The organism is Bacillus sp. SKDU12 (genome assembly GCF_010093085.1).
Taxonomy (GTDB): Bacteria; Bacillota; Bacilli; order Bacillales; family Bacillaceae; genus Bacillus; species Bacillus mexicanus.
This window is the reverse complement of sequence record NZ_MSRC01000024.1, coordinates 48,129-59,894: the sequence shown is the minus strand read 5'-3', so window position 1 is coordinate 59,894 and position 11,766 is coordinate 48,129. Positions and strand designations below refer to the sequence as shown.

The 11,766-nt window shown below is 42.0% G+C and carries 10 protein-coding genes, 1 rRNA gene and 1 other annotated feature; all 11 genes read left to right on the top strand.

What is annotated here, in order from left to right; all coding sequences use genetic code 11:
• The first annotated feature begins 62 nt into the window (after positions 1 to 62).
• Positions 63 to 178 (top strand): 5S ribosomal RNA (gene rrf, locus BTW01_RS18125).
• A 244-nt stretch (positions 179 to 422) separates the two neighbouring features.
• Entirely contained in the window at positions 423 to 887 is a 465-nt protein-coding gene (ctsR, locus tag BTW01_RS18120; RefSeq protein ID WP_162104347.1) for a transcriptional regulator CtsR, read from the top strand.
• 13 nt (positions 888 to 900) lie between these two features.
• A complete protein-coding gene (mcsA, locus tag BTW01_RS18115; protein WP_162104346.1) occupies positions 901 to 1,458 on the top strand; it encodes a protein-arginine kinase activator protein McsA in 558 nt (185 codons plus the stop codon).
• On the top strand, positions 1,458 to 2,549 hold the full coding sequence (locus tag BTW01_RS18110) for a protein arginine kinase (RefSeq protein WP_162104345.1): 1,092 nt from the start codon (positions 1,458 to 1,460) through the stop codon (positions 2,547 to 2,549). Before mcsA ends, BTW01_RS18110 begins: the two co-directional genes overlap by 1 nt.
• Positions 2,546 to 4,978 carry an ATP-dependent protease ATP-binding subunit ClpC gene (clpC, locus tag BTW01_RS18105; RefSeq protein ID WP_162104344.1) on the top strand — a complete coding sequence of 811 codons (2,433 nt, stop codon included), beginning with the start codon at positions 2,546 to 2,548 and terminating at the stop codon, positions 4,976 to 4,978. The genes BTW01_RS18110 and clpC overlap by 4 nt, the downstream gene beginning before the upstream one ends.
• Positions 4,979 to 5,069: 91 nt before the next feature.
• Positions 5,070 to 6,446 carry a DNA repair protein RadA gene (radA, locus tag BTW01_RS18100; protein ID WP_162104343.1) on the top strand — a complete coding sequence of 459 codons (1,377 nt, stop codon included), beginning with the start codon at positions 5,070 to 5,072 and terminating at the stop codon, positions 6,444 to 6,446.
• Between the two features lie 3 nt (positions 6,447 to 6,449).
• Positions 6,450 to 7,532 (top strand): DNA integrity scanning diadenylate cyclase DisA, encoded by a 1,083-nt coding sequence (gene disA, locus BTW01_RS18095; RefSeq protein WP_162104342.1) that lies wholly within the window; start codon positions 6,450 to 6,452, stop codon positions 7,530 to 7,532.
• 115 nt (positions 7,533 to 7,647) lie between these two features.
• On the top strand, positions 7,648 to 8,748 hold the full coding sequence (locus BTW01_RS18090) for a PIN/TRAM domain-containing protein (RefSeq protein ID WP_162104341.1): 1,101 nt from the start codon (positions 7,648 to 7,650) through the stop codon (positions 8,746 to 8,748).
• Positions 8,749 to 8,762: 14 nt separating this feature from the next.
• A complete protein-coding gene (gene ispD, locus BTW01_RS18085) occupies positions 8,763 to 9,461 on the top strand; it encodes a 2-C-methyl-D-erythritol 4-phosphate cytidylyltransferase (protein WP_162104340.1) in 699 nt (232 codons plus the stop codon).
• Complete coding sequence (gene ispF, locus BTW01_RS18080) at positions 9,454 to 9,930, top strand: 2-C-methyl-D-erythritol 2,4-cyclodiphosphate synthase (protein WP_162104339.1); 477 nt, start codon at positions 9,454 to 9,456, stop codon at positions 9,928 to 9,930. Before ispD ends, ispF begins: the two co-directional genes overlap by 8 nt.
• 90 nt (positions 9,931 to 10,020) lie before the next feature.
• Complete coding sequence (gene gltX / locus BTW01_RS18075) at positions 10,021 to 11,472, top strand: glutamate--tRNA ligase (RefSeq protein WP_162104338.1); 1,452 nt, start codon at positions 10,021 to 10,023, stop codon at positions 11,470 to 11,472.
• A 2-nt stretch (positions 11,473 to 11,474) separates the two neighbouring features.
• Positions 11,475 to 11,705 (top strand) — a binding site (T-box leader).
• Positions 11,706 to 11,766 lie beyond the last annotated feature (61 nt).

Below are 11,766 nucleotides of genomic sequence, written 5' to 3'. Positions count from 1 at the left end.
TTAACCACATTTGAATGATGTTACATCTGTTATCTAGTTTTGAGAGAACATCTCTCATTTTGTTTGGTGGCGATAGCGAAGAGGTCACACCCGTTCCCATGCCGAACACGGAAGTTAAGCTCTTCAGCGCCGATGGTAGTCGGGGGTTTCCCCCTGTGAGAGTAGGACGCCGCCAAGCAATTTGAAAAAGGGCAGCTCATCTGAGCTGCCTTTTTTGTATTCTGGTTTATTAGTATCATAAAGTTCCTTTTAATTGTATAATATAATAACTTTACACTGAATTTTAAAGTAGCAATCAGGTTTTATGGACTGAGAAAATGGAAATAATAAAGGATAGAGCGAGAAAGTTGAAAATTCTTGTGAAACGCCTTATAGTAAGGTTAAAGTCAAATATAGTCAAAGTCAGTAAAGGAGGAGGTTGAGTGGGACATAATATTTCTGACATCATAGAACAATATTTAAAACGAGTGTTAGATCAGAACGGCAAGGAAATTTTAGAAATTAAACGAAGTGAAATTGCAGATAAATTTCAATGCGTTCCTTCCCAAATCAATTATGTCATCAACACCAGATTCACAAGCGAAAGAGGATATATTGTTGAAAGTAAGCGCGGGGGCGGCGGTTACATCAGAATCATTAAAATTAAAATGAACAGTGAAGTTGTCCTGATCAATAATATTATTTCTCAAATAAGTACCCATTTGTCTCAAGCCGCCTCTGATGACATTATTTTAAGGCTATTAGAAGATAAGGTGATTTCAGGAAGAGAAGCAAAAATGATGATCAGCGTAATGGACCGTTCGGTTTTACACATTGACTTGCCTGAACGTGATGAATTAAGGGCGAGAATGATGAAGGCTATGCTGACTTCTTTAAAACTAAAATAAGCGGGTGAAAAGATTGATTTGTCAAGAGTGCCACGAGAGACCAGCCACTTTTCACTTTACAAAGGTTGTTAACGGAGAAAAAATAGAAGTTCATATTTGTGAACAATGTGCCAAAGAAAATAGTGATTCATATGGCATAAGTGCAAATCAAGGTTTCTCTATTCATAATTTACTTTCGGGTTTGCTGAATATGGATTCCTCATTTCAGAAGGCAGGAACTCAAATGTTCAGTCACTCGGAGCAAATATCAGCTTGTCCAAAATGCGGAATGACTTTTCAGCAATTTAGAAAAATCGGCCGTTTTGGATGTTCTGAATGTTATAAATCATTTCATAGCAACATTACACCTATCTTACGTAAAGTGCATAGCGGAAACACTGTGCATGCTGGGAAAATACCGAAACGTATAGGCGGCAATCTCCATGTGAGACGGCAGATTGACATGCTGAAGAAAGAATTAGAATCCTTAATCCATCAAGAAGAGTTTGAACATGCAGCCCGTGTGAGAGATCAAATTCGATCATTAGAACAAACAATCAAAAGTAAAGATAGTGAGGAGGAACAGGGGTAATGTCGCTCAAGCATTTTATTCAGGACGCACTAAGCAGTTGGATGAAGCAAAAAGGACCTGAAAGTGACATTGTACTCAGCAGCCGCATACGTTTAGCAAGGAACTTTGAACATATTCGGTTCCCTACGCGGTATTCTAATGAAGAAGCCTCATCCATCATACAGCAATTTGAAGATCAGTTTTCAGAACAAGAAATTCCCGGAATCGGAAAGTTTGTTTTGATTAGAATGAATGATGCACAGTCTTTAGAAAAGCGTGTGCTTGTTGAAAAACATTTAATTAGTCCAAATCTGACAGAGTCTCCTTTTGGCGGCTGTTTGCTTTCTGAAAATGAGGAAGTAAGCGTTATGTTAAATGAAGAGGATCATATTAGAATTCAATGTCTTTTTCCTGGGTTTCAGCTTGTAGAGGCAATGAAAGCCGCAAATCAGGTCGATGACTGGATTGAAGAAAAAGTTGATTATGCATTTCATGAGCAACGAGGATACTTAACCAGCTGCCCTACAAATGTAGGTACAGGTTTAAGGGCTTCAGTCATGATGCATTTGCCGGCCTTGGTTTTAACTAGGCAAATAAATCGAATTATACCGGCGATTAATCAATTAGGCTTGGTTGTTAGAGGAATTTACGGGGAAGGCAGCGAAGCAGTAGGGAATATCTTTCAAATTTCAAATCAGATCACGCTGGGTAAGTCAGAGCAGGATATTGTGGATGACCTTAACAGTGTTGCTGCCCATCTGATTGAACAAGAACGCTCTGCCCGAAAAGCACTTTATCAAACCTCTAAAATTGAACTGGAGGATAAGGTGTATCGGTCTTATGGGGTCTTGTCCAATTGCCGGATGATAGAATCGAAAGAAACTGCTAAGTGCCTTTCCGATGTCCGGCTGGGTATTGATTTAGGCATTATTAAAGGACTTTCAAGCAACATACTTAATGAACTAATGATTTTAACACAGCCAGGTTTTTTACAGCAGTACTCGGGAGGCGCTTTGCGTCCGAATGAAAGGGACATTAGAAGAGCAGCTCTCATCAGAGAACGGCTTCACTTAGAAATGAACGGGAAAAGACAGGAGGATGAATCGATATGATGTTTGGAAGATTTACAGAACGAGCTCAAAAAGTATTGGCGCTTGCACAGGAAGAAGCACTTCGTTTAGGTCATAATAACATTGGCACTGAGCATATTTTATTAGGACTGGTACGAGAAGGAGAAGGGATTGCAGCTAAAGCTCTTCAAGCACTTGGACTTGGTTCAGATAAAATTCAAAAAGAAGTTGAAAGTTTGATTGGACGCGGGCAAGAAATGTCTCAAACGATTCATTATACTCCCAGAGCTAAGAAGGTCATTGAGCTTTCAATGGATGAGGCAAGAAAACTCGGTCATTCTTACGTTGGAACAGAGCATATTCTTCTTGGTCTGATTCGCGAAGGTGAAGGTGTTGCTGCAAGAGTCCTGAATAACCTCGGTGTCAGTTTAAATAAAGCAAGACAGCAGGTGCTCCAGCTTCTTGGAAGCAATGAAACAGGATCATCAGCGACAGGAACAAACAGCAATGCCAATACCCCTACACTTGACAGCTTGGCAAGAGACTTAACTGCTATTGCAAAGGAAGACAGTCTTGACCCTGTCATCGGCAGAAGCCAAGAAATCCAGCGTGTGATCGAAGTGTTAAGCCGCAGGACGAAAAACAACCCTGTTCTCATTGGTGAACCAGGTGTAGGTAAAACGGCTATCGCAGAAGGCCTGGCACAGCAAATTATCAATAACGAGGTTCCTGAAATTTTGCGTGATAAACGCGTGATGACCTTAGACATGGGAACGGTTGTAGCGGGTACGAAATACCGCGGTGAATTTGAGGATCGTCTGAAAAAAGTGATGGATGAAATTCGCCAGGCAGGAAACATCATTCTATTTATTGATGAACTTCATACATTAATCGGAGCGGGCGGAGCAGAAGGTGCGATTGATGCATCTAACATTCTAAAACCTTCACTTGCTCGCGGTGAACTTCAATGTATTGGCGCGACGACTCTTGATGAGTACCGCAAATATATTGAAAAAGATGCAGCGTTGGAACGCCGTTTTCAGCCGATTCAGGTTGATCAGCCATCTGCAGATGAAAGTATTCAAATTTTAAAGGGCTTGCGTGATCGATATGAAGCTCACCACCGTGTATCAATCACAGATGATGCCATTGAAGCTGCGGTTAAGCTTTCTGACAGATACATTTCTGACCGTTTCCTTCCGGATAAAGCAATTGATTTAATTGATGAAGCGGGTTCAAAGGTGAGATTGCGCTCATTCACAACGCCTCCTAATTTAAAAGAACTTGAACAGAAGCTTGATGAGGTTCGTAAAGAGAAGGATGCGGCAGTGCAAAGCCAAGAATTTGAAAAAGCAGCTTCTCTGCGAGATACGGAGCAGCGCCTGCGCGAACAAGTAGAAGATACGAAGAAATCATGGAAAGAGAAGCAAGGGCAGGAGAACTCTGAGGTTACTGTTGACGATATTGCGATGGTTGTTTCCAGCTGGACTGGAGTGCCTGTATCTAAAATCGCGCAAACTGAAACCGATAAGCTTCTCAATATGGAAAGCATTCTTCACTCCCGTGTCATCGGTCAGGATGAAGCAGTTGTAGCTGTTGCAAAAGCAGTCAGACGTGCAAGAGCAGGATTGAAAGACCCTAAACGTCCAATCGGCTCATTCATTTTCTTAGGCCCTACAGGTGTAGGTAAAACAGAACTTGCGCGAGCACTTGCTGAATCCATTTTCGGCGATGAAGAAGCGATGATCCGAATCGATATGTCTGAATACATGGAAAAACACTCAACTTCAAGACTTGTCGGTTCACCTCCGGGATATGTAGGATACGATGAAGGCGGTCAATTAACAGAGAAAGTCAGAAGAAAACCTTACTCTGTTGTGCTTCTTGATGAGATTGAGAAAGCGCACCCTGATGTCTTCAATATCCTTCTGCAAGTTCTTGAAGACGGGCGATTGACTGATTCTAAAGGACGTACAGTTGATTTCCGCAATACGATTCTGATTATGACGTCAAATGTCGGTGCAAGTGAGCTGAAACGCAATAAATATGTGGGCTTTAATGTTCAAGATGAGACGCAAAATCATAAGGACATGAAAGATAAAGTGATGGGTGAATTGAAGCGCGCATTCAGACCTGAGTTTATTAACCGGATTGATGAAATCATTGTCTTCCATTCACTTGAGAAGAAACATCTCACTGAAATCGTGTCATTAATGTCTGATCAATTAACGAAACGCCTGAAAGAACAGGATCTCTCTATCGAATTAACTGATGCTGCAAAAGCGAAAGTCGCGGAAGAGGGAGTAGACTTGGAATACGGTGCCCGTCCGCTAAGAAGAGCGATCCAAAAACATGTCGAGGATCGTTTGTCTGAAGAACTTCTTAGAGGAAATATTCATAAAGGGCAGCATATTGTTCTCGATGTAGAAGACGGCGAAATTGTCGTAAAAACGACTGCTAAAACGAATTAATATATAAGGTGAAAAAGAGGCATACAGCATGTAAGTGTATGCCTCACTTTCATATCAAGAAATAGAACAAGGGAGAGGTCTTACACTATATATGGCTAAAACAAAATCGAAATTCATCTGCCAATCCTGCGGTTACGAATCTCCAAAATGGATGGGGAAATGTCCGGGCTGCGGCGCTTGGAATACAATGGTGGAAGAAATGATTAAAAAAGCGCCGGCCAATCGGAGAGCGGCATTTTCTCATTCTGTTCAAACTGTACACAAACCTTCACCTATTACATCAATCGAAACATCAGAAGAACCCCGGGTTAAAACCCAGCTTGGCGAGTTTAACAGAGTGCTCGGCGGAGGCGTTGTTAAAGGTTCACTCGTTTTAATCGGCGGCGATCCCGGTATCGGGAAGTCAACGTTATTGCTACAGGTTTCCGCTCAATTATCAGATTCATCAAACAGTGTGCTATACATTTCAGGAGAAGAATCGGTCAAACAAACGAAACTTCGAGCAGATCGTCTCGGTATTAATAATCCTTCCCTGCATGTTTTATCTGAAACCGATATGGAGTATATTTCGTCTGCTATACAAGAGATGAATCCATCGTTTGTCGTTGTTGACTCTATTCAAACGGTTTATCAGAGCGATATTACATCGGCCCCGGGCAGTGTGTCACAGGTTAGAGAATGTACGGCTGAGCTGATGAAAATTGCAAAAACAAAAGGGATCCCGATTTTTATTGTAGGGCACGTAACGAAAGAAGGGTCTATTGCAGGGCCGAGACTGTTAGAGCATATGGTTGACACTGTTTTATATTTTGAAGGGGAACGCCACCATACTTTCCGTATTTTACGGGCTGTTAAAAACCGTTTTGGTTCTACAAATGAAATGGGCATTTTTGAAATGCGGGAAGAAGGACTCACCGAGGTTTTGAACCCTTCAGAGATCTTCTTAGAAGAGCGTTCAGCGGGATCTGCAGGCTCGAGCATCACTGCTTCTATGGAGGGCACAAGACCGATTCTCGTTGAAATTCAAGCGCTCATCTCGCCTACTAGTTTTGGCAATCCGCGCCGTATGGCAACAGGAATAGATCACAACAGGGTTTCTCTGTTAATGGCTGTTTTAGAAAAAAGAGTTGGGCTGCTGCTGCAAAATCAGGATGCTTATTTGAAAGTGGCCGGCGGAGTTAAGCTGGATGAACCGGCGATTGACCTAGCCATTGCGGTCAGTATCGCGTCCAGCTTTAGAGATACACCTCCAAATCCCGCAGATTGTTTTATAGGAGAAGTGGGATTGACCGGAGAAGTCCGGCGGGTTTCTAGAATTGAACAGCGTGTGAAAGAAGCGGCTAAGCTTGGTTTTAAACGCATGATTATACCCGCGGCAAATCTGGATGGATGGACAAAACCAAAAGGGATTGAGGTTGTCGGAGTAGCAAATGTTGCAGAGGCGCTTCGTACTTCATTAGGAGGATAATAGATGGAAAAAGACAAAAAAGGGGCGAAACACGAGTTAGACCTGTCATCTATATTGCAGTTTGTTGCTCCGGGTACTCCGCTCAGAGCTGGAATAGAAAATGTACTGAGAGCAAATACAGGCGGTCTGATTGTTGTTGGATATAATGATAAAGTAAAAGAAGTTGTAGATGGCGGTTTCCACATTAACACTGCTTTTTCTCCGGCGCATTTATATGAGCTGGCTAAAATGGACGGGGCAATTATTTTAAGTGATTCTGGGCAAAAGATCCTATATGCAAATACACAACTGATGCCTGAAGCTACAATTTCTTCATCAGAAACAGGAATGCGGCACCGTACCGCCGAAAGAGTAGCTAAGCAGACAGGCTGTCTCGTGATCGCCATTTCTGAAAGAAGGAACGTGATCACGTTATATCAGGAAAGCATGAAGTATACGCTAAAAGATATAGGATTTATTTTAACAAAAGCGAATCAAGCCATTCAAACTCTCGAAAAATATAAAACAATTCTGGATAAAACCATTAATGCACTGAATGCTTTAGAGTTTGAAGAACTTGTTACCTTCAGCGATGTTCTGTCGGTGATGCACCGTTATGAAATGGTATTGAGAATCAAAAATGAAATTAACATGTATATCAGAGAACTGGGAACAGAAGGGCATCTGATTAAGCTGCAAGTCATTGAATTGATTACGGATATGGAAGAAGAAGCCGCTTTATTTATTAAGGATTATGTGAAAGAAAAGATTAAAGACCCGTTTGTTCTCTTGAAAGAGCTGCAGGATATGTCCAGTTATGATTTACTGGATGATTCCATTGTTTATAAGCTGCTCGGTTATCCGGCTTCTACAAATCTTGATGATTATGTATTGCCTAGAGGATACAGGCTGTTAAATAAGATACCGCGTCTTCCTATGCCGATTGTTGAAAATGTTGTAGAAGCATTTGGAGTTCTGCCAATGATTATTGAAGCGAGTGCAGAAGAATTAGATGAAGTTGAGGGTATCGGTGAAGTACGAGCCCAAAAAATCAAAAAAGGATTGAAACGCCTGCAAGAGAAGCATTATTTAGACAGGCAGCTATGATTTCGGTTAAAACCTTATAAATACGGGTATATTAAGGTTGGTTTTTGTTTATTCTGATATTTGTGGGATGCATAAAACTTTATTAAAATAAAATGTTAAAAAAGGAGGTGGGGGTATGTTAAAACGAATAGTTCAGGCGTTCTTCATTATCTTTGGCGGCGTTGTTGGTATATTTTTAATACCTGAATTGTTTGTACTGTTAAATATACAGGACATACCTTTATTAACAAACGCATATACGTCTGCGGCCATAGGAGCAATTATCTTTTTTCTCATCAGTATATGGGGTACAGATTACGTTGTGAACTGGGTGAAATGGATAGAGGATTCATTGTTAAAAGCGCCAGTTCCAGATTTGTTATTTGGAAGCCTTGGCTTGGTTTTTGGACTTATAATTGCTTATCTTATCGTTAATGTGATTCCTTTAGACAATATACCTTATCGCATATTCAGCACCATCATCCCTGTGTTTTTAGCATTTTTCCTCGGTTATCTCGGTTTCCAGGTGGGCTTTAAGAAAAAGGATGAATTGATCAGCCTGTTTTCCATTTCTACCAAAATGCAAAAGAAAAAAGGAACAGCCGATGAAGAACTTGAGGTTCAGGACAAGAAGCTGAAAATTTTAGATACAAGTGTTATTATTGATGGAAGAATAGCAGATATTTGTCAGACTGGGTTTTTAGAGGGGATTATCGTTATTCCGCAGTTTGTCCTTGGAGAATTGCAGCATATCGCTGACTCTTCAGATGTATTAAAACGAAATAGAGGACGCCGCGGCCTGGATATCCTGAACCGCATTCAGAAAGAGTTAGACATTGAAGTTGAAATTTATGAAGGCGACTTTGAAGATATTCAGGAGGTTGACAGCAAGCTAGTCAAACTCGCTAAGCTGACATCCGGGGTTGTCGTGACAAATGATTTTAATTTAAATAAAGTATGCGAGCTTCAAAAGGTAGCAGTATTAAACATTAATGACCTTGCCAATGCGGTCAAGCCTGTTGTGCTTCCTGGCGAGGAAATGAATGTTCAGGTCATTAAGGACGGGAAAGAGCATAATCAGGGAGTTGCTTACTTGGATGACGGTACAATGATTGTCGTTGAAGAAGGACGCAATTATATCGGCAAACATATTGATGTACTCGTTACAAGTGTGCTGCAAACAGCAGCGGGACGAATGATATTTGCTAAGCCCAAGCTGTTGGAGAAGGCGCTGTAAAGGGAGAAAAAACAATGAGTTATGATGTGGTGATTCCTGCAGCCGGACAGGGGAAACGGATGAAGGCAGGGAGAAATAAACTGTTCATAGAGCTGAAAGGAGACCCTGTGATCATTCACACGTTAAGAGTGTTTGACAGCCACCAGCTCTGCGAAAAAATCATTTTGGTGGTTAATGAGCATGAACGGGAGCACTTTCAGGCATTGCTGGCCAATTATCCGTTTCAAACCGCTATTGAGCTTGTGGCAGGCGGAGATGAGCGACAGTACAGTGTTTATAAGGGGCTGAAAGCTGTGAAACATGAAAAGATCGTCCTTGTTCACGACGGCGCCCGCCCTTTTATAAAGCATGAACAAATTGATCAACTGATCGTTGAAGCGGAACAGGCAGGAGCGGCAATACTCGCTGTCCCGGTAAAAGATACGATTAAACGCGTTCAAGATTTACAAGTCAGTGAGACGATTGAACGTTCTAGCTTGTGGGCTGTCCAAACGCCACAAGCTTTTCGTCTGTCTTTATTGATGAAAGCCCACGCTGAGGCGGAGGATAAGGGGTTTTTAGGAACGGATGACGCCAGTCTTATTGAACAGATGGAGGGCGTTTCGGTCCGTGTTGTAGAAGGCAGCTATACAAATATTAAGCTGACGACGCCAGACGATTTAACGTCAGCTGAAGCTATCATGAATTCGGAGAGTGGGAATACACATGTTTAGAATTGGACAAGGATTTGATGTGCATCAATTAGTAGAGGGCCGCCCTCTGATTATTGGCGGAATTGAAATCCCCTATGAGAAAGGGCTGCTCGGCCACTCTGATGCAGACGTATTGCTGCATACGATCGCTGACGCCTGTCTGGGAGCAGTGGGAGAAGGCGATATCGGCAAGCATTTTCCTGATACTGATCCGGAATTTAAGGACGCGGACTCTTTCAAATTACTTCAGCATGTGTGGGAGATCGTGAAAAAGAAGGGCTATGTGCTTGGAAACATTGACTGCACCATCATTGCACAAAAGCCAAAAATGCTGCCTTACATAGAAGATATGAGAAATAGAATCGCTGAAGGCCTTGAGGCTGATGTTTCTCAAATCAATGTAAAAGCTACAACGACCGAAAAGCTTGGATTTACAGGTCGAGCGGAGGGAATAGCAGCTCAAGCAACAGTACTGATACAAAAAGGTTAACTTGCTTTGATGCTGGGTCTATTTGGTGGTAGAATAGATTCATACATTTTTGCCTGAGGCCATACATGACATGAAAGGAAGTATTTGAAAATGGGAAACGAAGTACGCGTCCGTTATGCACCAAGTCCAACCGGACATTTGCATATTGGAAATGCCAGAACAGCGCTTTTTAATTATTTATTTGCCCGCAATCAAGACGGTAAGTTTATTATTCGTGTGGAGGATACTGATCAAAAGCGCAACATTGAGGGCGGAGAACAAAGCCAGCTGAATTATCTGAAATGGCTTGGTATTGACTGGGATGAGAGTGTGGATGTCGGTGGTGAATATGGCCCATACCGTCAGTCAGAGCGTAACGATATCTATAAAGTGTACTATGAAGAGCTTCTTGAAAAAGGGCTTGCTTATAAATGTTACTGCACGGAAGAAGAGCTTGAAAAAGAGCGTGAAGAGCAGATTGCCCGCGGGGAAACACCGCGTTATTCTGGTAAACACAGAAATCTGACTCAGGAAGAACAGGAAAAGTTTGTTGCTGAAGGCAGAAAACCAAGTATTCGTTTCCGCGTGCCGGAAGGAAAAGTTATTGCCTTCAACGATATCGTAAAAGGTGACATTACTTTCGAATCAAATGACATTGGCGACTTTGTTATTGTGAAAAAGGACGGAACGCCTACTTATAACTTCGCGGTAGCGATTGATGACTATTTAATGAAAATGACACACGTGTTGCGCGGTGAGGATCATATTTCTAACACACCGAAACAAATTATGATCTATCAAGCATTCGGCTGGGATGTTCCTCAGTTTGGTCATATGACGCTGATCGTAAATGAAAGCCGTAAAAAGCTCAGCAAACGGGATGAGTCTATTATTCAATTCATTGAGCAGTATAAAGAGCTTGGATACTTGCCTGAAGCGCTGTTCAACTTTATCGGCCTGCTTGGCTGGTCACCGGTTGGTGAAGAGGAGTTATTTACAAAAGAACAGTTTATTGACATTTTTGATGTGAACCGTTTATCTAAATCACCAGCTTTGTTTGATATGCATAAGCTAAAATGGGTTAACAATCAATATGTGAAGAAGCTGGATCTTGATGAGGTTGTTGAACTGACACTTCCGCATCTGCAAAAAGCCGGCAAAGTCGGCACTGAGCTTTCTGCTGAAGAACAAGAGTGGGTTCGCAAACTGATTTCCCTGTATCATGAGCAATTAAGCTATGGTGCGGAAATTGTTGAGTTGACTGATTTGTTCTTTACGGAAGAGATCGAGTATAATCAAGAAGCAAAAGCTGTTCTGGGAGAGGAGCAGGTTCCTGAAGTGCTCAGCACATTCGCTGCGAAGCTTGAAGAGCTTGAGGAGTTCACTCCTGATAACATCAAAGCTTCAATCAAAGCGGTGCAAAAAGAAACAGGTCATAAAGGGAAAAAACTGTTTATGCCGATCCGAGTTGCTGTCACAGGCCAAACTCACGGACCGGAACTGCCGCAATCAATTGAATTGATTGGTAAAGAGAATGCGATTCAGCGCTTGAAAAATATTTAAATAAATGATTGTTGACAGGGAAGAGTATAAAGCTTTAGGCCATTACAGAAAGGATCTTCATTGGCTGAGAAAGATCCATGAGCTGGGTTTTAGAAGTGCGCCCTTAAGACCTTTGAAGAACATTTTTCGAAACCAGTATTCAAAGGCGGCCGCCGCCGTTACAGGCTGAAGTTGGGAGAGCAGAAGTCTGCTTTTCAAACAGAGTGGAACCGCGCGGTTAAAGCGTCTCTGTCATGTTGTCATGCAGAGGCGCTTTTTTTATTGGGGAAAGAGGAAATCAGATAGAGAAGTGGG